The sequence below is a fragment of the Mesobacillus jeotgali genome (genome assembly GCF_014856545.2).
Lineage (GTDB): Bacteria > Bacillota > Bacilli > Bacillales > Cytobacillaceae > Mesobacillus.
Map to the genome: position 1 here is coordinate 756108 of NZ_CP109811.1, position 21710 is coordinate 777817.

General features: G+C 44.6%; 26 protein-coding genes and 1 pseudogene. 22 read left to right on the top strand and 5 right to left on the bottom strand.

The genetic code is table 11. The annotated features are described in order from the left end of the window. Positions 1-37: 37 nt before the first annotated feature. Positions 38-371 (bottom strand): annotated as a pseudogene (locus FOF60_RS03795) (ArsR/SmtB family transcription factor). Between the two features lie 201 nt (positions 372-572). Between FOF60_RS03795 and FOF60_RS03800 the strand changes: the two are divergent. From FOF60_RS03800 to FOF60_RS03830, 7 genes are all read left to right on the top strand, one after another. Beyond that, positions 573-944 (top strand): ArsR/SmtB family transcription factor, encoded by a 372-nt coding sequence (locus FOF60_RS03800; protein ID WP_225649763.1) that lies wholly within the window; start codon positions 573-575, stop codon positions 942-944. After that, the gene (locus FOF60_RS03805; RefSeq protein WP_192469696.1) at positions 937-1938 is read left to right on the top strand and encodes a permease; all 1002 of its coding nucleotides are present in this window, start codon (positions 937-939) and stop codon (positions 1936-1938) included. Before FOF60_RS03800 ends, FOF60_RS03805 begins: the two co-directional genes overlap by 8 nt. A gap of 19 nt (positions 1939-1957) precedes the next feature. Further along, complete coding sequence (locus tag FOF60_RS03810; RefSeq protein ID WP_192469695.1) at positions 1958-2188, top strand: thioredoxin family protein; 231 nt, start codon at positions 1958-1960, stop codon at positions 2186-2188. A 189-nt stretch (positions 2189-2377) separates the two neighbouring features. Beyond that, complete coding sequence (locus FOF60_RS03815; RefSeq protein ID WP_192469694.1) at positions 2378-2722, top strand: ArsR/SmtB family transcription factor; 345 nt, start codon at positions 2378-2380, stop codon at positions 2720-2722. Between the two features lie 15 nt (positions 2723-2737). Next, entirely contained in the window at positions 2738-4033 is a 1296-nt protein-coding gene (locus FOF60_RS03820; RefSeq protein WP_192469693.1) for an arsenic transporter, read from the top strand. A gap of 18 nt (positions 4034-4051) precedes the next feature. Continuing rightward, the gene (gene arsC, locus FOF60_RS03825; protein WP_192469692.1) at positions 4052-4471 is read left to right on the top strand and encodes an arsenate reductase (thioredoxin); all 420 of its coding nucleotides are present in this window, start codon (positions 4052-4054) and stop codon (positions 4469-4471) included. A gap of 57 nt (positions 4472-4528) precedes the next feature. Beyond that, complete coding sequence (locus FOF60_RS03830) at positions 4529-4957, top strand: protein-tyrosine phosphatase family protein (protein WP_192469691.1); 429 nt, start codon at positions 4529-4531, stop codon at positions 4955-4957. 26 nt (positions 4958-4983) lie between these two features. Here FOF60_RS03830 and FOF60_RS03835 read toward each other — a convergent pair whose 3' ends face one another. After that, on the bottom strand, positions 4984-5169 hold the full coding sequence (locus FOF60_RS03835; RefSeq protein ID WP_192469690.1) for a hypothetical protein: 186 nt from the start codon (positions 5167-5169) through the stop codon (positions 4984-4986). 140 nt (positions 5170-5309) lie between these two features. Here FOF60_RS03835 and FOF60_RS03840 point away from each other — a divergent pair, with 140 nt between their 5' ends. After that, positions 5310-5660 (top strand): MerR family DNA-binding transcriptional regulator, encoded by a 351-nt coding sequence (locus FOF60_RS03840; protein ID WP_192469689.1) that lies wholly within the window; start codon positions 5310-5312, stop codon positions 5658-5660. Next, positions 5653-6114 carry an SRPBCC family protein gene (locus FOF60_RS03845; protein WP_192469688.1) on the top strand — a complete coding sequence of 154 codons (462 nt, stop codon included), beginning with the start codon at positions 5653-5655 and terminating at the stop codon, positions 6112-6114. The genes FOF60_RS03840 and FOF60_RS03845 overlap by 8 nt, the downstream gene beginning before the upstream one ends. A gap of 319 nt (positions 6115-6433) precedes the next feature. Here FOF60_RS03845 and FOF60_RS03850 read toward each other — a convergent pair whose 3' ends face one another. Then, positions 6434-6868, bottom strand: coding sequence for a hypothetical protein (locus FOF60_RS03850; protein ID WP_192469902.1), 435 nt, complete (start codon positions 6866-6868; stop codon positions 6434-6436). Positions 6869-6877: 9 nt separating this feature from the next. After that, on the bottom strand, positions 6878-7222 hold the full coding sequence (locus FOF60_RS03855; RefSeq protein WP_192469687.1) for an ASCH domain-containing protein: 345 nt from the start codon (positions 7220-7222) through the stop codon (positions 6878-6880). A 182-nt stretch (positions 7223-7404) separates the two neighbouring features. Here FOF60_RS03855 and FOF60_RS03860 point away from each other — a divergent pair, with 182 nt between their 5' ends. The 5 genes from FOF60_RS03860 (at position 7405) to sdaAA (ending at position 11987) form a co-directional block, all read left to right on the top strand. Next, complete coding sequence (locus FOF60_RS03860) at positions 7405-7950, top strand: sigma-70 family RNA polymerase sigma factor (protein ID WP_192469686.1); 546 nt, start codon at positions 7405-7407, stop codon at positions 7948-7950. After that, the gene (locus FOF60_RS03865) at positions 7931-8935 is read left to right on the top strand and encodes an anti-sigma factor (protein ID WP_192469685.1); all 1005 of its coding nucleotides are present in this window, start codon (positions 7931-7933) and stop codon (positions 8933-8935) included. The genes FOF60_RS03860 and FOF60_RS03865 overlap by 20 nt, the downstream gene beginning before the upstream one ends. Before the next feature lie 277 nt (positions 8936-9212). Beyond that, positions 9213-10238, top strand: a complete 1026-nt coding sequence (locus tag FOF60_RS03870) for a GGDEF domain-containing protein (protein WP_192469684.1) — start codon at positions 9213-9215, stop codon at positions 10236-10238. A gap of 150 nt (positions 10239-10388) precedes the next feature. Next, entirely contained in the window at positions 10389-11054 is a 666-nt protein-coding gene (gene sdaAB, locus FOF60_RS03875; protein WP_192469683.1) for an L-serine ammonia-lyase, iron-sulfur-dependent subunit beta, read from the top strand. Between the two features lie 27 nt (positions 11055-11081). Further along, on the top strand, positions 11082-11987 hold the full coding sequence (sdaAA, locus tag FOF60_RS03880) for an L-serine ammonia-lyase, iron-sulfur-dependent, subunit alpha (RefSeq protein WP_192469682.1): 906 nt from the start codon (positions 11082-11084) through the stop codon (positions 11985-11987). Between the two features lie 83 nt (positions 11988-12070). On the opposite strand, the gene asnA is transcribed toward sdaAA, so the two are convergent. Beyond that, positions 12071-13060, bottom strand: a complete 990-nt coding sequence (gene asnA, locus FOF60_RS03885; RefSeq protein ID WP_192469901.1) for an aspartate--ammonia ligase — start codon at positions 13058-13060, stop codon at positions 12071-12073. Between the two features lie 205 nt (positions 13061-13265). On the opposite strand from asnA, the gene FOF60_RS03890 reads away from it, so the two are divergent. From FOF60_RS03890 to FOF60_RS03920, 8 genes are all read left to right on the top strand, one after another. Further along, entirely contained in the window at positions 13266-14423 is a 1158-nt protein-coding gene (locus FOF60_RS03890; protein ID WP_192469681.1) for a murein hydrolase activator EnvC family protein, read from the top strand. Positions 14424-14511: 88 nt separating this feature from the next. Beyond that, positions 14512-14883 (top strand): MerR family transcriptional regulator, encoded by a 372-nt coding sequence (locus FOF60_RS03895; protein ID WP_192469680.1) that lies wholly within the window; start codon positions 14512-14514, stop codon positions 14881-14883. After that, positions 14880-16559 carry an acyl-CoA dehydrogenase family protein gene (locus tag FOF60_RS03900; protein WP_192469679.1) on the top strand — a complete coding sequence of 560 codons (1680 nt, stop codon included), beginning with the start codon at positions 14880-14882 and terminating at the stop codon, positions 16557-16559. Before FOF60_RS03895 ends, FOF60_RS03900 begins: the two co-directional genes overlap by 4 nt. Before the next feature lie 241 nt (positions 16560-16800). Further along, positions 16801-17067: a DUF5658 family protein gene (locus tag FOF60_RS24535; RefSeq protein WP_413632884.1), complete on the top strand. Its 267-nt coding sequence runs from the start codon at positions 16801-16803 to the stop codon at positions 17065-17067. A gap of 123 nt (positions 17068-17190) precedes the next feature. Then, positions 17191-18726 (top strand): SulP family inorganic anion transporter, encoded by a 1536-nt coding sequence (locus FOF60_RS03905; RefSeq protein ID WP_192469678.1) that lies wholly within the window; start codon positions 17191-17193, stop codon positions 18724-18726. A 286-nt stretch (positions 18727-19012) separates the two neighbouring features. Next, positions 19013-20038 carry an ABC transporter ATP-binding protein gene (locus FOF60_RS03910; protein WP_192469677.1) on the top strand — a complete coding sequence of 342 codons (1026 nt, stop codon included), beginning with the start codon at positions 19013-19015 and terminating at the stop codon, positions 20036-20038. Continuing rightward, positions 20013-20801 carry an ABC transporter permease gene (locus FOF60_RS03915; RefSeq protein WP_192469676.1) on the top strand — a complete coding sequence of 263 codons (789 nt, stop codon included), beginning with the start codon at positions 20013-20015 and terminating at the stop codon, positions 20799-20801. The genes FOF60_RS03910 and FOF60_RS03915 overlap by 26 nt, the downstream gene beginning before the upstream one ends. 11 nt (positions 20802-20812) lie before the next feature. Further along, on the top strand, positions 20813-21604 hold the full coding sequence (locus FOF60_RS03920) for an ABC transporter permease (RefSeq protein WP_192469675.1): 792 nt from the start codon (positions 20813-20815) through the stop codon (positions 21602-21604). The last annotated feature ends 106 nt before the right edge of the window (positions 21605-21710 follow it).

Genomic DNA, 21710 nt, shown 5'->3' on the forward strand with positions numbered 1-21710 from the left:
TATCAAAAAAAGTTGATTAATACGTTGAAAAGTTAACCTAACAACAGTTGCTAGGTCTGAAAAGGCAGCAAAGCTCTGGAGATAAGAGGTGGTTTATTTCTTCGGTGTTTACTGTGTAGTAGCTCCAGGTTCCCTTTGTTTCTTTCTGGATCAGATTGGCTTCAAGCAAAATCTTCAAATGATACGACAATTTTGATTGGGGCATGTCAATCAGTTCACTTAAAATCGCAAACGCAGCTGGAGTCTTGCTGGCAAAGAAGATTGAGGATGTGCAAGCGTTTTTGGTCGGCAAGGGCTTTGAATTTCTTTTCATATTTTTCAAAGGTGCTTTGAAGCGGGTGTTCCTTGTCTGCTTTGGTGTCAGTTGTCAGGTCTGTTAAAGGAATGAATTTTTCCACTTTCAGCTCTCCTTAATCAAAATCTCTTGATATATTGTATTATATTTCCTATAAAACCAATTTGCAACTGTTAAATCAAAAATTTTTGATTTATTTTTTAAAGTCATAAATAAGACAAAAATAAAACTACAAAACTAGAAAAATAGTTATATAATTTAGTGGGAGGTGTAGATAATGAGTTGTCGAACTGGATGGGAAATAAAATCGTCAAACTCCATGCAAGGGATCATTGCTGGAGCCAAGGAAGAATTTCCTCTTATGGATGCTCCGGAAAAGCTTGAAAGCAAGGCGGCGTTTTTCAAGGCGCTCGGAGATGAGACGCGCCTAAAAATCATGACCTTGTTGTGGTTCGAGGATCTTTGCATGTGTGAAATCGTCGATGGCCTGTCAGGAGCATCCTCAACAATCAGCCACCATTTGAAGATCATGGAAAAGGGCAAGCTCATCAAATCCAGAAGAGAAGGAAAGTTCACTGTCTACAGTCTTGATAAAGCAAAGCTGGCACCTCTGATTCCGTATCTAAAAGAAGGCGATTTAAATGTTTAATCAACTTGCCACCTGGCTTGTCGTTGATGTCTTGAACATGGAGCTATCGTCAAGACTTGGCGGTGCACTCCACTTTTTCATTTACGACACAACAAAAATCTTGTTTTTGCTCGCGGTGATGATTTTCGGTATTTCATTCATCAGAAGCTTTTTTCCGCCTGAAAAAGTAAAGGAATGGCTCGGTGGCAGAAGGAAGGGAGCTGCCAGTGTGATGGCAGCTGTTCTGGGTGTCTTATCCCCGTTCTGCTCCTGTTCGACGGTGCCACTATTCATCGGCTTTGTCGAGGCTGGAATCCCTTTGGGTATCACATTTACTTTCTTAATTTCATCGCCGATCGTCAATGAAATCTCATTGGTCATGCTGTTTTCTATTTTTGGCTGGAAAGTAGCATTGATTTATGTGCTGGCCGGAATGACTCTGGCGATTGTTGCAGGTGCCATCATTGGCAAGCTGAAAATGGAAAAGCATGTTGAATCATATGTGTATGAAATAGCGGCTGGGCAAGAAGAAGTTCATATGCAAGAAGGAGACAGCAGAACCTTTTCTGAAAAAATGAAAGCAGTTTTCAGCAGAGACGAGCTTAAGGAAAGAACGATTTTTGCTGCACGTAATGTTGTGGAGACAGTCCAGAAGATTTGGCTTTATCTCTTGATCGGGATCGGGATTGGGGCGTTTATCCATGGATATGCTCCGCAAGACCTGCTTGTCAAATATGCTGGAGAAGGCAATTTCTTCGCGGTTCCGATTGCGACGTTACTAGGCGTGCCGCTTTACTCTAATGCTGTCGGTTCCCTGCCTATTGTCGAAGCATTATTGAACAAAGGTGTAGGAGCAGGTACTGCGCTGGCCTTCATGATGGCGATCACCGCCCTGTCCCTGCCGGAAATGATTTTGCTTAGGAAGGTAATCAAACCAAAGCTGATAGCTGTATTCGTCGGCGTTGTCGCCACAGGGATCATACTGATTGGCTATGGTTTCAATGCAATTCTATAATTATGAGGAGGAAATGAAGATGAATATTAAAGTTTTAGGTACAGGCTGCAAAAAATGCCAGGAGCTAGAAAAAAACACACGCATGGCGGTCGAAGAATTGCAGGTTGACGCTGTGGTAGAAAAGGTAGAAGACATCAAGGAAATCATGAAGTACAAAGTTATGAGCACCCCTGCACTTGTCATCGACGAAAAGGTGGTTTCCACAGGCAAGCTGTTAACTGTCAAAGAGCTGAAAGGCATGTTGGCTTAATATCGATTAACAATGACGCCAAGGGTAGGTCCCGGGCGTTTTTTGTTTGATAAAATAAATTCTGCATCAACTGCTTACAATAAGGACAAAGACACCTTTACAAAGTCTTAATAATTTATACATATATTCACTCTTGAACATATAAGCAAATCATTATATGATAATACGGTAATTGGAGGTGGAGAGTAATTGATTAAGCAAAGTATTGAGATGGATCAGGCTGCAGGGATTTTTAAGCTGCTTGGGGATAAGACACGTTTGACGATGATGAGAATTCTCGCTGATCATGATTGCTGTGTTTGTGAGTTTGTAGCTATATTTGATACCAGCCAGCCGGCGATCAGCCAGCATATCCGCAAGCTAAAGGACGCAGGGCTGATAAAAGAGAGCAGGAGAGGCCAGTGGATTTTTTACTCGTTGAACCGGCAAAATGAGCATTTCGATTTTGTTCAATTGCTCATGGATGCACTTCCAAGCCAGGAAGAAAAACTAACAGAACTTGAAAAGCAGGGAAAACGGATTTCCTGTGACTAATGGAGGTGTGTGGATTTGTCATTACCGATTATAGCTTCACTTATTTTCCTCGTGACGCTGACACTGGTCATCTGGCAGCCGAAGGGTCTGGGGATTGGCTGGTCAGCGGTTGGTGGAGCGATTTTAGCATTGCTTTTTGGAGTGGTTGATTTCCAGGACGTCATCGATGTTACCGGAATCGTCTGGAACGCAACACTCGCGTTTATCGCTATCATTATTATTTCACTTATTTTAGATGAGATTGGATTTTTTGAATGGTCCGCCTTACATATGGCAAGGGCCGCTAAGGGTAACGGCGTTAAGATGTTTATTTATGTTACCTTGCTTGGGGCTGCTGTTGCTGCGTTGTTCGCAAACGACGGTGCGGCATTGATTTTAACCCCAATCGTGCTAGCGATGGTGCGCAACCTGAAATTTGAAGAAAAAATGGTCTTTCCTTTTATCATCGCGAGTGGGTTCATTGCCGATACGACGTCGCTGCCGCTGGTAGTCAGCAACCTGGTGAATATCGTTTCTGCGGACTTCTTTGATATAGGATTCGTTGAATACGCGTCCCGCATGATCGTGCCGAACTTCTTCTCGTTAGGCGCAAGTATTTTGGTCTTGTATTTATTTTTCAGAAACAGCATTCCGAAGAACTACGAGATGTCTGATCTGAAAAAGCCGGTTGAAGCGATCAAGGATGCGAAGATGTTCCGCTTATCATGGATCGTTCTGGGAATCCTGCTTGTCGGCTACTTCGCAAGTGAATTCCTGAACATTCCTGTATCCTTCATTGCCGGTATTGTCGCGATTTTCTTCTTGATGATGGCGAGAAGAAGCCCGGCTGTCCATACGGCAACTGTCGTCAAAGGTGCGCCATGGGCAATCGTGTTCTTCTCAATTGGCATGTATGTGGTCGTTTACGGTCTGCGAAACGCTGGATTGACGAACATCCTTGCCGATGTCATCCAGGCCGCGGCTGACCAGGGCTTGTTCGTCGCAACGATCGGCATGGGCTTCATCGCGGCAATTCTTTCTTCTGTCATGAATAATATGCCAACAGTCATGATTGATGCGCTGGCGATTGCGGATACTAACACAACAGGTGTCATCCGCGAAGCGCTGATTTATGCCAATGTCATTGGATCTGACTTAGGTCCGAAAATAACGCCAATTGGATCTTTGGCAACACTTTTATGGCTGCATGTTCTTTCACAGAAAGGCGTCAAAATTTCATGGGGCACTTATTTTAAAACAGGAATCATTTTAACCATTCCTACTTTGTTCATTACTTTGGTAGGTCTATATATTTGGTTACTCATTATCTAAACAAGGGAGCGAAACACTATGGCTAAAAAAACAATCTACTTCTTATGTACGGGAAACTCTTGCAGAAGCCAGATGGCTGAAGGATGGGCAAAAAAATATTTAGGTGACGAGTGGGAAGTAAAGAGTGCGGGTCTTGAAGCGCACGGATTGAACCCGAATGCTGTAAAAGCGATGAATGAGGTGGGAATCGATATTACTGGCCACACTTCAGATGTCATCGATCCAGAAATCCTGAATAATTCAGAACTTGTCGTCACACTGTGCGGGCACGCAGACGAGCATTGCCCTGTAACACCTCCACATGTAAAACGTGAGCACTGGGGCTTTGACGACCCGGCAAAAGCGGAAGGAACAGAAGAAGAAAAGTGGGCAGTGTTCCAGCGCGTCCGTGACCAAATCAGCGACAGAATTAAGACATTTGCTGAGACAGGGAAATAAGATGAAAATAACGTGCCAAGGGGAAACTCTTGGCCTTTTTAAAAGGAGGAAATAAATATGAGCAAGAACTACCAGGCTTTGATTCCAGGCAGGATTTTTATCGGCGGCGCAGATGCGATCCCCGAACTGCTGGAAAATGAAAAAATCGACATGGTTTATGATTTGCGTGCGGAAAATAAGGAAGGCACGTATGAATATCCACGCACACACCTGCCAATGTATGATGATGACTCCCATCAGGATGAGTCGGTCAAGAAGGCACTGGATGAGGTAGCTGCTGCTTATGAGTCAGGAAAAAACATCTACTTCCATTGTTCAACAGGGAGAACCCGGACAGGTACCCTTACAGCAGGTACTTTACTGAAACTGGGCAAAGCTGAGAATGTAGAGGAAGCAAAGGCAAAAGCAAGGGAAGTACGCGAAGTGCTGAATCTCGACTCCAAGTTGATCACATCCCTTGAGAGAATTTTTCCTGAAAAGAAATGAAAATCACAGAGCGAGCACGAGTACAATTAATGACTGATCAGGTACCTGGCATCCGTCTTTACTTCGCGGGCATCAGCTGAAGGAGCTCCAAGATTGGACTGGCTCTGGATGAGCCGGATGAAGATGACGAGATCATGCTGGTCGATGGCATCAAGGTCGCTGTTGATCCATCGATTGAATATGAAGTAAAAGGTTTGACGATAGATTTTCATAACGACTTTATTTTAACAAGAAGCAAGAAAGACTTCTGCTAAGCAGCCGCTGATTTGGCGGCTGTTTTTCTATATTTTTTAAATACAATTGACCCTGTAGTGTTCTACATAGTTTAAGATGTTTTTATAGGGGGACCGAAATGTACAAGGTAAGTGAATTTTCCAAAATGACGGGGCTCAGCAAGGAGACGCTCAGGTATTATGCGGAGATCAAGCTGCTTGAGCCTGTATTCATCGACCCGAATAATAAATACCGCTATTATGACAACGGATCCTATTTGGTTGCGCTGTTATTGGTGCATCTCAGACGGTTCAACTTTACCATCCAGGAAATGCTGACCGTGGTGAATGATGAATCGTTTGAAAATCTCGAACAAATATTATTGAAAAAGAGACAGGGACTTGTTAATCAGGTGCAGGAGTTAAATGAACTTATTGAAGAAATGGATGATTTCTTCGAATTTGGAGTGGAGGGTGCAGGAGATGATTAAGTGGCACGAAGAGCGGATCATACCCGTCAATATTGAGACAATCTGGACATTATTTCAGCTGGAGAACATCCAGCGAATCATGCCAAATGTGGTAGAGAACAAGGTGATTGAAATGAAAGAAGGAGTCGTCGGCACCAAATACGAGCAGAAATATAAAGAAGGCAAACGAATCGAAACGTATATCGTTGAAGACCTCGAATACGAAAATACTCCTGATAAAAAACACAATAAAATCGGGTTCACGCTAGCTAAAGCATTTCAGATTGAAACGGCATTCACGCTGATCAAGGTCGGGGAGGGTGAAACCAGGTTCATTTATCAAGGCCAGAATACCGGGCTGAACTTTCTGGGCAAGACCTTGCTGAAATTGGGCGGAGAAAAGAACAACAAAAAAGTCGTCACCGATTTTATGGACCTGGTGGAGAAAGAAGCACTTCAGGAAGCGAAGAAATGATAGGATTGCTGCCATTCTGGGATGGCAGTTTTTTTATGGCAAAATACTGCTAAATATTGACTTGAATAAGGAGAAATGGAGTGATCAGAGCAGGAATTTGTCAGTAAAGTTTCCCTTTTCGCTTTATGGAAGGCAATTTTTTTTAGTTATTTTGGCATCTATAAATTTTATTGACCACATTCTTGAATATATCGGCGGATTTTTTAATATATCGACCACATTTCCGATTATTTCGACCACATTTTGAATTAATTCGACCAAGTCGTTCATTTCCTCCAATTTTAAAAGCCCGGGCACTACGGCCCGGGCTTCAACGTTCTCACCACAAATTCGGCTTCACGACCATGAACCAGAGCATCGACATCAATAAGATGATGTAAGTCCAGATGGTGCGCTTCAATTTTGCGGAGAGTTCTATTTTGTTTGCGCCTTCTTCGGCAAATTTCCGAAGTGTCGGCGAGAATGCCCTTGCGAGGAAAAAGAGTGAAGCAAACAGCAAGGCCAGAGTGGCGATGATCCACGGTGTTTTCCATGTCCATGGCCCGAGGATCACAAGCAGCACTCCTGTTCCAATCAGTACATGGCCGGCGTGCTTTGACAGCCGGACAGCTGATTTCAATGTGGCTAGATGAGCCTCCAGCTCTTTTCCCACTGCATCAGGCAGTTTTTTTACAATTGGCATCAAAATGAAGAAAGGGCCAATTGACATAATCACGCTTGCGACGTGAAGATAAATAATTGCTCGGTATGCCAGATTCATTTTTTATTCTTCAACAGGGCTGAATTCGTGTACCCAAACGCGCATTTGCGGAAGCCATGGCATTCCAGGGTGGTAAGACAGGATTGACTGCTTGTACTCCTCGACTGTTTGATAGCCTTCACGCTGTGCGTCAGCATCTGTCAATTCACCAAGAGATTGTGAGTAGACATTGTCCACAACGAATTTCTTTCCCTTTAACTCCATGATTTCGCCTACATCGGCATAACGGCCGTTACGGCGAGTTGCTGTTTTCTTGCCTTCCAGTACTAGATTAATATCGTCTTCCATAGTGATCAGACGCTCAATCTCACAAGTTTTTGGCGGTAAAGTATTGTTTTGTTCTGTCATTTGAAAAACTCCCTTCACTTTGTACCTATATAATGTACCATACTTCGAAAAGAGAAAGCCAAGGCATTCAACGTGAAAACAGTGTTATCAAAACTTTTTTACAAAACTACTGATATTGGGTGTAACATTTTACATAGTTCATCGTTTTAGTATTGAGATTTTTAAAAATGAGGGGCAGTAGTATGGACGACGGCAGAAGGAATGAACTCGACAATTTATATAGAAAGTACACGAAGCCCCTGTATTATTTTTTGCTGAAGCTGTCAGGATCGCATCAGCTGGCAGAGGATTTGACGCAGGAAACATTTGTCCGGGCAACGATTTCGCTTTCCTTTTACAAAAATGAGGATGTAAGGGCCTGGCTTTTCAAGGTGGCTCGCAATGCCTATCTGGACGAATGGCGCCGCCGGCAGCGGAGAAAATGGGTTCCGTTCGCTGATTATTTGTTTTCGAAGGATGAAATGGCGAGTCCATACGGGCTTCCGGAGGACGAAGCCATCAAGAAGGAGACCTCTGATGACCTGCAGCAGCTGATGACCTATTTGCCGGAGCAGTACCGGTCGATCCTGTATTTGCGTGAGGTTGAGATGTTCAGTTACCAGGAAATAGAGGAAGCGCTTGAGCTGTCGGAGAACCAAGTAAAGGTCACGCTACACCGGGCACGCAAGCGGCTTGCACAAATGGCGGAAAAACAAGGATGGAAGGACGATGAACATGGAATGGACTAAAGACAAGGAAAAGAAAATCCTTTTTAAATATCGATTTGCCTTGACGGTGAAGGTCATCAGGGTGATACTCGCTACGCTGTTTCTCTTTTGGCTATATATGCTGATTGTATCAATCAGCTATGATGTCCTGGGGCTGGGCAAAAAACATCTATTTTACAGCCAAGTGGCGATGGATTGGACCCAGCCGAATATGCAGGAGGATTTCGGCAGCATCGAATCAGCCGAGATCACCCCTTTCCTTACGCAAAAGATATCTTATCCAGTCTACAAGATGATTGGGAAAGAGCCCGAACTTGTTGGCACAAAACAATTGGCCAAACGGTTGGTACCAATGTATTCCACGAATCAGACAGAGTACCTTAAGCCTAGGAACGAGCAAGAATACTCCTTTTACCTTCCGGAACATCCAAAGACAGGCAACAAGCTGGAAGCGAACGAAGATCCGGCGGTTTGGACGAAGCTGGATAAGGTTCATGAAGGCACAGTTGCCGAACTTTCTTTTTCGACAAAAAAGTATATGACACCTGAGGAAATGCTGGAGTTTTTGAAGCCGTACGACCTCGATGTTCTATGGATGCCATTGTATACTGGTGAAATGAAGGGATTTGAACCAGGAAGCTGGAGTGGTGGCGGAAATACATTCTCGGTGGAACCGATTGGTTTTACAGGGGGCCGTGATGCGCATAATGGTTACAATTCAACAAGCAAGAATCTGCTGTTTGAAAATCTAACTGATGAAAATAAGAAACGGATGCTTAAGCAAATGAAAAATCTGATTGAAGATGAATCTGCCAGCTACCGTGAGAATTTCCTCGGTCTTTCCCACCTCGAGGAGCGGTACAATTATTTAAAGAAAGAAGGATTCCAGGTCTACGGCGCCGTCGTGACCGGGCCGGTAAAAGAGCTGCTCAAGCTGAGGGAAAACGAACAAATCCAGGGGGCCAACCTCGGGGATATGTCTTACTGGAACTGGTCTGAGGAGTAAAGTACTCCCTCAGAAAAATATTTTATTAATTTTAGAAGAAGCAAGGTCTTTTCTGGGACTTTTGCTTCTTCTTTTGCTATTGGAAATATACTAAAATAGAGTTTTCTAGTACAATGGAATTATAGGGTGGACCACTGTTTTATGCTGTGGTCGCCGCCTTCCACAGACATTTATTTCAAATTCAAAATAATGAAAAAATCTTGAACCTTAGGACTGCTAATAAGGCGAAACGAGCAATATGATTTGCACATGTCTTATAGCTAGGGAGATGAGAAAGATGTTTAATAACTTTGAAACGATTGAGGAACTTAAGCGAAGTGTTTACATGTGGCTGCTCCCGATTATTACGGTTGCCCTGGTTATCAATAGTTACTTAAATAATAACAGCCAGTTTGATACTATCATCAATACAACGCTGATTGTCTGGTTTTCCATCAGCTGGGTTATAGCATATACAAATCGTGGAATTCGCCTAGCGGAGTATGTCACGCTCTTTTTGGTGAGCGTGTATCATATCACCACGATGTTTGATGTCGTTTCCAATGATCTCGCGGAAAGAGGAGGATCATTGGGAGATTTCATTGTCTGGATGCCGCTCATCATCATGTTCTTCTTTTTAGCGCTCGGCATAAAAAAAGGACTGTATTATTCGATTTTCATTTTCATGGTAACACTGGCAATCGGAGTGATTTACAGCGGGCAGATGACCTCTGAATCAATTGATTCGCTCACGCAATTCCATGCGGCGAATATCGTCTATATACTAGTTCTCTACTATGCGCAAAATATGTTCCGTGCTTTTACAGAAAGAGATTTGCTTAAAAAGTATGCCTATCTCGATTCCCTGACCCGAGTGGCCAATCGGCACCAGATTGATATCTGGCTGGAGGAAAGGCTCGAGGCTGCTGAAAAAGAGGACAAACCGTTTTCGATTATCTTTTTTGATATCGACCATTTTAAAAAGGTGAATGATGTATTTGGCCATAAAATCGGTGACTGTGTTTTGAAGGAGCTGTCAGCGATCGTCTCTGGCAATCTGGCAGATGGTGACCGTTTTGGCCGCTGGGGTGGAGAGGAATTCATGCTGATCACCAACAGTACCGGTGGACAAGCGTATGAAAAAGCTGAGCATTTCCGCAAGATGGTCGAGAACCACTGCTTTAAAGGTGCCGGCAGTCTAACCGCAAGCTTCGGAGTCACGGATTATCGGCAAACTGACAATATTGACTCGTTACTGAACCGTGCCGATGAGGCATTGTATGGATCGAAAAACAGCGGCAGGAATAAAGTCAGCGTGAATTAGCCATCCTGATTTCCCAGGGTGGTTTTTAAGTTCCATAAAATATATGATTAAACTATATTAATAATGTGGTAAGATAACTATGGTTAGGACTCTTCAAAATTATTTATATATGAAATCGCTTTCAATAGATTGGTAAAGGGGCAGTGCACCATGAAATATCGTTCTGCATTTGATATTATAGGTCCGGTGATGATCGGGCCATCGAGTTCGCATACAGCCGGCGCTGCAAGGATTGGCCGTGTGGCGCGCACATTATTCGAGAAGCAGCCGACAAAGGCCGTCATCTCCCTGTACGGCTCTTTTGCTAAAACTTATAAAGGACATGGAACAGACCTGGCGCTCGTTGCCGGAATCATGGACTTTGATACATTTGATGAGAGAATTCCCAATGCTTTGAAAATCGCGGAGCAGTCTGGGCTCGAAGTTGAATTCATCACTGAGGATGCGGTTATGGAGCATCCGAATACAGTAAAAATAAATCTGTTCGATGGACAGGGCAAGGAGCTTGAAATCGTTGGAATTTCTATCGGTGGCGGAACGATTGAGATCACCGAGATCAATTCGTTCAAACTCAAGTTATCCGGTGCCAATCCGGCCATTCTCGTCGTCCATCATGACCGATTCGGGCTGATTTCAGCCGTGACGACCGTTTTATCAAAGCATCAGATTAATATCGGCCATATGGAGGTCTCCCGCAAGGATAAGGGAGACACAGCCGTCATGGTCATTGAAATGGACCACAAACTTGAGGACGGAGTTTATGCGGAGTTAACTGCCCTTGATGGCGTTGACCAGGTCATCCGTCTCGTTGACTAAATATGAGTTACATCAGGAGGGCTAGCCATGTTTCGTAATGTTGCGGAGCTTGTTGAATTAGCTGAAAAAAATCAGGTGAAAATCGCCGAAATCATGATTCGGCAGGAAATAGAAGTTTCAGGCCGTTCCCGCGAGGAAATCATTGCCCAGATGGACAATAACCTGCAGGTCATGGAACGCGCTGTGGAAAGAGGCTTGGCTGGCGTCAAGTCCCAGACCGGCCTTACAGGCGGGGATGCAGTCCTGTTGCAAAAATACATTGACAGCGGAAAATCACTGGCTGGCAATCTATTATTGGATGCTGTCAGCAAAGCGGTTGCCACGAATGAAGTGAACGCGGCAATGGGCATCATCTGCGCGACACCGACCGCAGGATCAGCAGGCGTCGTTCCGGGAACACTTTTTGCCGTAAAGGAAAAGTTGAACCCAACCCGGATGGAAATGATTGAGTATCTGTTCACGACAGCTGCATTCGGCTTTGTTGTTGCCAATAACGCATCGATTTCCGGTGCAGCAGGCGGATGCCAGGCTGAAGTCGGTTCGGCTGCTGGAATGGCTGCCGCTGCGATCGTTGAAATGGCTGGCGGAACTCCGCAGCAGTCATCAGATGCCTTCGCAATCACGCTGAAGAATATGCTTGGATTAGTCTGTGACCCTGTTGCAGGGCTAGTTGAAGTTCCTTGTGTAAAAAGAAACGCAATGGGTGCATCAAATGCGATCACTGCTGCCGATATGGCACTTGCCGGTATCACAAGCCGGATCCCATGCGACGAAGTCATTGGCGCGATGTACGCCATCGGCCAGACAATGCCGTCCGCACTAAGGGAAACAGCAGAAGGCGGACTCGCAGCGACACCAACAGGCCGCCGGTTGGAAGAAGAAATCTTTGGGAAGCCAAAGTCGAAGCTGGTAGATTACTTGATTCAGAAGTAAGATGAAAAGCCACCGTTGATGAACTGGTCTAGATTGTTGTCTAACAATCTAGCTGCAGTCATTAACAGTGGCTTTTGCTTTGCCTACAATAAATTAATATTCATCTTCCTGCATTCCTCTATCGTTTCCTCATCCCACACGGAAACCTGGACCTCGCCAATATGGATTTTCCGGAGCAGGAACATACATAGCCGCGATTGGCCAATCCCGCCGCCAATGGTATATGGCAGCTCTTTGTTCAGTAATGCCTGGTGATACTCTAATTGTGATCGTTGCTCCTGGCCGGCAAGCTTCAATTGTTCCAGAAGACTTTTCTCATCAACCCTGATTCCCATTGAGGACATTTCGATTGCCCGGCCTAAAGGCGGGTACCATAGCAATAGATCGCCGTTTAAATTCCAGTCATCATAATCAGGTGAGCGGCCATCATGCTTCACCCCTGACCGCAGTTCATGGCCGATTTGCGTGATAAAAACTGCTCCAAACCTTTCTGCAATTTTATCCTCCCGTTCTTTTGGCGATAGCTCGGGATACAGATCCTCCAGTTGCTGTGAAGAAATAAAGCTTATTTTTTCAGGGAGGATGGTACCGAGGGATGGATAAAGATCTGCCAGGTAACTTTCCGTTTTTTTCATCACATCATAAATTTTCTCGACAGTCGTCGTCAGCATCTTCGCATTCCTTTGCTTTTGGGAAATCACCTTCTCCCAGTCCCACTGATCCACATAAAGGGAGTGCAGTTGGCTGAGAGTTTCGTCGCGCCGGATTGCGTTCATGTCGGTATAAAGTCCTTCTCCCAGAGAAAATCCATAGCGCTTCAACGCCATCCTTTTCCACTTTGCAAGAGATTGAACAATCTCCATTACATCGTTTTCCACACCAGGCGCATCAAAGGAAACCACCCGTTCATTCCCAGCCAGGTCATCATTGATTCCCTTCCCGCCTCTTACAAATATCGGCGCCGAAACCCTTGTCAGTTCAAGTGCCTCAGCAAGATGATTCTCAAAAAAATCCTTCGTTTTCTTAATCGCTATTTCGGTTTCCCTCAAATCTAATTTTGACTGATACTTCAAAGCAGCATGGCTCAATTGTCCTCATACCTCCAGATTCATTTAGCGCTTTAGTGTATTTAAGCAAACATCCATTTACATTATGACAGCAATAGGCGAAAGTTGCTACTGTCCTACTGCAAAAATGAAAAGCGACAACAGAAGTCGACAGGTTTAGTAGCTTCGTAGAGATATACTAGTTGATAGAATCAAGTACAGGAGGCGTGGGATGAAGAAAAATATAATAACAGTCACATTCATAGCCGGACTAGTCATGACAGGCGTGCAGCCTGCTGATTCAGCAGAACAATCGGAAATCCGCCAGCAGCGCCTTCAGCTTAAGGAGAATGTCACGGAAAAAGAAAACCAAATCCAATCAATGGACAACGCTGAGCAAAAGTATCTTTCCGAACTGAAGGCGCTGGATGATGAGATGTCAGAGTTGAATCAGAAAATCCGTGAACTCCAAAACGTACTGGATGCTTCGGGACAGGCTGCAGAGGAGATGAAAAAGGAAATCAGCAAGCTCAGCTTCAACATCGACCACCGGGAGCAATTGATCAAAAAACGGCTACGTTCAATGCAGAAGAATGATGGCTTGGGAATGTATGTGGATTTGATTTTTGATTCGAAAAACGTGTCCCAGCTGTTTGATACCGCAATTGCGGTCAGCAAAATCATTAAGGCTGATAAGGATTTGCTGGCAAAACACAAAACTGAATTGGAGTCACTCAAGCAACGGGAAGAAGCGCTCAAGGACAAGGTAATACTGTTGGAAAAGGATCAACAGGAAATGCTGTCACTGAAAGCTGAATTGGAGAAGAAGGCGGAGGAGAAGCAGCGCCTGCTCGAAACCGTTCATGACACTAAGAAGGAAAGTGAATCACAGCTGATGGACATGTACGAGGTCTATGTCAACCTCGCATCCCAGGAGATTGCGATTTTAAAAGAAAACCAGAGAGTGGAGTTTCAGCTATCTGAATCTGAGGTTGTTTTTATCATGCCAGCGAAGGGAGAGCTGACCTCAGGCTATGGACCAAGGTGGGGGAGGCTCCACTCAGGCATTGATATCGCTGATGAGTCAGCCCAAACCGAAGTGATTGCAGCTGCATCGGGAACCGTCATCCGCTCCTATTATTCCGCAACCTACGGAAACTGCGTGCTGATCACCCACAAGATCGGAGACAGAACCTTTACAACCCTTTATGCCCATCTGGAAAAAAGCACAGTTATAACAGGTCAGTCTATTAGAAAAGGCGAGTTGCTGGGTTATATGGGCAACACGGGTGACAGCAGGGGCAAGCATCTCCATTTTGAAATCCATGAAGGCCAGTGGAATTATGAAAAATCAAACAGCGTTGACCCGCTTCTATATGTGAAAAAATAAGCCAGGTTCCGTTGGGAATCTGGCTTGCTCTTTACGTTAACGTCAATGATATAATTTATTTACTGATTATTCTGTTAAAAAAGAGGTTTTGTTGATGTTCACGATTTCTGACTTGGCGAAAGAGTTTGGGGTTTCCACCCGTACAATCCGCTATTATGAAGAGCTCGGTTTGCTGCAGCCATCCCGGACTGAAGGAGGGCGGCGAATTTACACTGGTAGTGATGTAACACGCTTGAAACTCGTATTCCGCGGGAAGCGATTTGGATTTTCGCTTGATGAAATCAAGGAAATGGTGTTGCTATTCGACGAGGATCGGACTGGTGAAAAGCAGCTGAAGGTGACAATTCAGTATGGAGAGGAAAAACTCGCTGAAGTTAATGAACGGATTTGCGAACTGGTTGAAATCAGAGAAGAAATTGAAAGGCTATTAACTGAATTCAAAGGGAGGCTAAGTGAATGAATTTTTACAGTGAAGAACCGCAGTTTCGGGCATTGTTGAAGGAATTATTGGATGAAGAGTTTTACGAGTACGCAGATCGGGAGCTGCTGAATTTCGGCGAAAAATGCGCCAACGAAATCGACCAGCGCGCCAGATTTACCGACCGCGAAGGACAGCCAAAGCTGATCAAATTCGATGCCTATGGCGACGATATCTCGGAGGTCTGGGTGAATGACGGCTACCGGAAAACGCTTGAAGATTCTTATAATACCGGGATTGTCGGCTATGTCCATAAAGATATACCTGAATTAGGACGCCGCGGGAATTATATCTATTCCTATGCCCAGGGTTATCTTCTTTCTCAAACTGAAGCCGGCTTTTACTGCCCGGTTACCTTGACGATGGCAACCGCTTATTTATTGGAACAGTACGCATCACCAGAGGTGAAAGAGAAATTTCTGCCCCATGTTTTATCAACAGGAGAAACAACATTATACGAAGGCGCAACATTCCTCACCGAACGGCAGGGCGGATCCGACGTCGGGGCGAATGTGGTAAAGGCAGTCCAAACCGCCGAGGGCTACAAGCTTTACGGTGAAAAATACTTCGCCTCCAACGCAGGAATGTGCGGCGTTGCGATGGTGTTGGCAAGAAAAGAAGGAGCTCCATCCGGCACAAAAGGCCTGACACTTTTCGCGGTCCCATGGCGCGAAGAAAACGGAAAACTAAACGGAATCAAAATCCGCAGGCTCAAAGATAAACTCGGAGTACGTGCCGTCCCATCCGCCGAAGTCGAGTTCGACGGAGCAGAAGCCTTTGTAGTAGGCGACCCAGCAAAAGGCTTCTATTACATGATGGAAGCACTGAACCTTTCCCGCGTCTGCAACACCGTCGCCTCACTAGGCATCATGCGCCGCGCCTACCGCGAAGCAAGGGAGTATGCACTAAATCGCGACGCCTTCGGCAAGAAGCTCGCCGACTTCCCAATGATCAAAGACTCCCTGTTGAAAATGGCAGTTAAGTTAGAAGTCGAAACCAGAACCGTCTTCAAGTACCTCTCATTGTTTGAAAAAGTCATGAGGAACGAACCAGGATTAAGCGAAAAGGATATCATATTGAATCGACTCTACATCGCCATTTTGAAAAAAGAGACCGCAGAACAAGCCGTCCACTTCGCACACGAAGCCATCGAAATGCACGGTGGGAATGGATATATCGAAGACTTTGTCACGCCTAGATTGTTGAGGGATGCGCAGGTATTGACCGTTTGGGAAGGGACAGCGAACATCCTAGGGCTTGAAGTATTGAGGCTGATGGAGAAGTTTAATGCTGGAGAGCTATTTTTGGAGGAGATGAATGAGCGTATTGCTACGATGGAGGGAGAGTATGCAGATCAGGTTCGTGGTGGGATCGACCAGCTGGAGAAACTGCTTGTGTCTCTACAGACAGCTTCCCATGACCATAAGACTTTTCACTCCAAAACGGTGGCTGAATTGATGGTGAAGATTTTTGAGAGTGTGAATGCGCTGGAGTATGGTGTTGGTGGAGATGAGAGGGCGCGGAAGGTGATGGAGGTTTATATAGAAACAACTTTGAAATCAGGACATGAATTTGATGAACGTTTGAAATCAGTTAGTTATTTCCCCGACATCGTCGTGGTCCCTGAAAAAATTGCAGAAAGTCTGATTGGGAAATAATCATTAATTCCAAAAGCTCCTCTATCAGGAGGCTTTTGTGTTTGTGTTCCGATAAGAAAGAATCAAAGTTTCATCGTCTGAATTTACTCTTTTCTCTGAAGTATTAAGGTACATAAAATGGGTGGTTATTTAAAATGTATGAATGGTATATACATAAACAAAAAGGTGTATGACTATAATCTACATTAAGTCATCTAAGAGGTGATGGAAATTGATTCTTCTCTTTTATTATTTAACAGTTTTGAATCTGCTCGACACTTTCATAACATGGTTCGGAATAAGAAATGCCTTTATCGCTGAGTTAAATCCAATCATGAATGCCATATATGAAACCGATCCATTGTTATTTCTTTTCATAAAAAGCGCTCTATCAATTTTACTTCTTTTATTTATAGTGTTTAGTATCGTTCCTCGTTCTTCTTTGGTCAAATTTCTGCTAGTATTTGCATCCGCTTCTTATTCAGTTGTCGTCATTATTCACGGTTTCTGGCTGGGCCAGATTATGTGACCAGTCAGCCACTTTACCTCCTCGAAAAAAATTCATTTCTTTTTACTATTTCCATATTCAGATTCCATATTAACAGGCGTATAATTTTTCTTATAAAAGTATAGGAAAGAAGGCGTATCGTACATGTTTCAGATGCTGAAGCGTGAACTATTGGCCGGGATTACGGTTTCGGTTGTTGCGCTGCCGCTTGCGTTGGCTTTTGGGATGCAGGCGACGGGTAATTCGGATGGTGCCATCATTGGTTTGTATGGTGCCATTATTACTGGTTTTTTTGCTGCTTTGTTTGGCGGGACGAAGGGGCAGGTGACGGGTCCGACTGGGCCGATCACGATTATCTTTACTGGGATTGTGGCGACTCAGGGACTTGAGTATGCGTTCATTGCCGCGTTCATGGGAGGACTTTTTCAAATTGTATTCGGGCTATTGAAGGCTGGGAATTATTTAAAATTCATTCCCCTGCCAGTCGTCAGCGGTTTTATGAACGGGATTGCCATCATCATTATCATGGGGCAGCTGCAGTATGTGACGGGCAGCTTTTTAGTCGTGCTTTTGACGATTGTATTCATGCTGGTTGCGATGAAGTGGACTAAGATCATCCCGCCAAGTTTGATGGCACTGATTTTAGGTACTGTGGCGGTCATTCTTCTGGAAAAGGTAGTACCCGCCGTTCATTTTACACTTCCTTTTATCAATGATTTTATTTTCTTTGATACCGCAGAAAGGATTGGCGAGATTCCAAAGGGCTTGCCGGAATTTCAGTTGCCAATTGCCGACTTAAGTGTCATCATCCAACTGATTCCGGCAGCGTTAAGTATAGCTGTCCTTGGATCTATTGACTCCTTGCTGACATCGGTTGTTATGGACAATATGACAGGTACAAAGCACAAGAGCAATAAAGAGTTAATTGGCCAGGGGATTGGTAACACCTTGGCAGGACTTTTTGGTGCGATGCCTGGTGCTGGTGCCACTGTCCGTTCAGTCGTGAACTTGAGAAGTGGCGGACAGACTGCTTTATCAGCAATGGTCCATAGCGTTGCCTTGCTGCTGTTCATGCTGGTGTTCGGACCAATGGCGGAAGAAATTCCACTCGCAGTGCTAGCGGGGATTCTGATCATGACGGGTATTACAATGTTCGATTATGACAGCTTGAAAATCCTAAAGGATGAACCTCGCACAGACGCAGCGGTCATGCTGGTCACCATGATTTTAACAGTAGCCATTGACCTTATGGTTGCGGTCGGTGTCGGAATTGTGATGAGTGCCCTGATTTTCATGAAGCGGATGAGTGAGGAAGGCTTCAAGATTAATAGTAAAGCGGAAAATGGTTTGAAAATATATAACCTGGAAGGACCGCTCTACTTTGGTGCTACAGAGCTCATAACCAAGACAATCAGTTCGGATAGCAGTCCTGATATTGTTATAGATATAGAAAAAGTAACGGTCGTTGATGCATCTGGTGCACTGCTCTTGCTGCAACTCAAAGACCAGTTGAAAGATCGCGGGCAGAATCTATATCTTGTTGGTAACGACCTTGATCTTGGCGGGATTTTGCGGAAGATGAATATATTCCATGAATTCGGCACTGCCGGACACTTTGAAACACTGGAAGAACTAATCACTTTTCTAAAGTTTAATAATAAAATAGTTCACGGTGCTTGAGTAAAATCAGGCACCAATTATTTTTTACAATATTGTTGCCAAAATTTTCTTTAACAGGTACAATATGAAAGTATTCAATTCAAATAACCTAAGGAGGCAGTCGAAATGTTGAACACAACTAATGGAACAGCTACAACAATTTCATATGGTTTATCTTCGGCCTGCCTGTATTGTGTGTAGTAGCGCTTATTTTTGTCATGTTAAAATAACTGCGTAACCACGGACTGGGATGTCTGTGGTTTTTTTGTGCCTAAAAATCGAATGTATGTTCTTGGAGAGTGATAATGTGATTACAGTTGAGAATTTGAAAAAGGAATATAAATTGGTAAAGCGTGACCCTGGTCTTAAGGGAGCAATCAAGTCGCTTTTTAACCGGAAGTATGAGACGAAGCATGCGGTGAAGGGGATTAATTTTACCATTGAGCAGGGGGAGACGGTAGGCTATATCGGGGCGAATGGCGCCGGTAAGTCGACGACAATCAAGATGCTGACGGGAATCCTGACACCGACTTCGGGCAAGGTGATGGTGAACGGGCTGGTGCCGTATGAAAACCGCCAGAAGAATGCGGTGAATATTGGAGCGGTCTTCGGACAGCGGACACAGCTTTTCTGGGATATACCGGTTCGTGAATCTTATAATCTGTTAAAACATATTTACGAGATTCCGGAGCAAGAGTATCAAGAAACAGTCGCCATGTTTACGGATGTCTTGAACCTGGAGCCCTTGCTGGGTATTCCGGTCAGACAGCTTTCTCTTGGGCAAAAAATGCGCTGTGAGCTGGCTGCAGCCTTCCTTCACAGGCCTAAAGTTGTTTACCTGGATGAACCGACGATTGGTTTGGATATTGCGGTGAAGGTGAAAATCAGAAAGTTTATTAAGGAAATGAATCAGCGCTGGGGCACAACAGTGCTGTTGACTACACATGACATGCAGGACATTGAGGAAATCTGCGACCGGATCATCATCATTGATGGCGGTACGATTTTATACGATGGAGGTCTTGAGCAGATTAAAAAGCAATTTGGCCAGCAGCGGGTAATCCATTTTGAACTGGCAGATAAGGAAAAGTTTGAACTGCCTGCGTCGCTCACTGGTCAGGTGGAAGTTTTACACAATGAAGAAGAAACGAAGGTCAGCCTCTCTTTTGACCATGAGACTGTTAAAAGCTCGTTCGTCATTTCGGAAATGATGAGCATGTATGAAATTGGTGATTTGAATATTGCGGATCCTAAGATCGAGACAATTGTAGAGGAGCTGTACAACAAGCAGGAACAGGGGGGAGAGCATGGGAAAGTATTGGCAAATAGCTAAAGGGCGAATGCAGGAGAATACGGCCTATTCGGCCTGGTACTGGGCCGGGACCGTTTCTTCGGTAATGAGACTGTTGATTATTTACTTCTTCTGGCAGGCAGTCTACGCCAACCAGACGACGATTCAAAATATTAATCTTGAAACAATGCTGACGTATATTGTGATTGCGATGCTGCTTCAGGGTTTTGTCGGCGGTGTAGGCAATGAGCTTGCGGAAAATATCAAGGAGGGTCAGGTAGCGATCGAGCTGATGCGTCCTTACGATATGATTTTTAAAATGTTCGCGGTGGATATTGGGGAGAAAATCATGTACCTAATCCAGGGTACGCTTCCGATGGTGCTGATTGCTTATTTCTTCATGGATTTAAGCTTTCCAAAATCACCTGAGACGATTTTGTTATTCATAGTGAGTGCATTGGTGGGAATTTGGATCGGTACGTTCTTCGACTTCCTCGTCGGTGTCCTCGCGTTCTGGACGGTCAATGTCTGGGGAGTAAGAGTATTGAAGGAATCACTAATTACATTTTTCTCAGGAGCGTTGGTACCAATCACGCTTTTCCCGGATTGGCTCAGAACGATAACCGAATTCCTGCCCTTTCAGGCGATGGTGTATCTGCCTGTCTCGATTTATTCAGGGTTGATTAGCGGTACAGAAGTATACATGGCACTGGGAGTACAGTTGTTCTGGCTGATTTCATTGTATGTTTTGGTAAGGGTAATCTGGTCGCAGGCGATTAAACAGATTACGATTTTTGGAGGATAGGAGGGGATTCAATGCGTCGTTATACGAGATTATATTGGGAGTTTGCGAAGAGCCATATGAAGGTGATGATGGAATACCGAATCGACTTTTTGATCGGTGTCGCCTCGGTCATGCTGGAGCAGTTTGCTTCGATCTTTTTTGTAAAAGTAGTGTTCGACCACATTGAGCAGATTAATGGCTGGTCGTTTTATGAGATATTGTTCATTTACGGAATTGCGGCAACGGGCCGCTCGATTCACCAGATCTTCTTTGATAATTTATGGACGCTTGGCTGGCAGTATATCAGGCCAGGGAAACTCGACCGTTTGCTGATCAGGCCGGTCAATCCATTATTCCATGTCGTGGCTGACCGCTTGCATCAAGATGGATTCGGCCAGCTGATTATCGGTTTGATCATCCTGGGAACAGCGATTCCGCAGCTTGACCTCGTTTGGGGAGCAGCAGAAATCGCAATGCTGGTTGTCATGATCATCTCATCCGGATTGATTTTCGTGGCCATCAATTTATTTTTTGCGACATTCAGCTTCTGGATGATCGACAGCCTGCCGATTGTCTGGGCAGTCTTCAACCTGAGCGATTTTGCGAGATACCCGCTGACAATCTATCACAAAGGAATCCGCATGTTCCTGACATGGGTCATTCCTTATGGTTTCACAGCATTCTATCCGGCAGCTTATTTTATCGACAAGTCGGGATACAAGGAATTCGCGCTCTGGACCCCGGTTGCAGCGGTTGTTTGCTGTGTCCTTGCCTATACATTCTGGAACAGGGGCTTGAAGGCTTTCGCGAGTACGGGCAGTTAAGCTAAAAGCAACCCGTCTAATATAGGGAATTATCAGATAATGCGTTCATTTTCGGATTGCCCAATAGGACTTCCGTCGGGTATGATGGAAATAAATAGGTTGATAG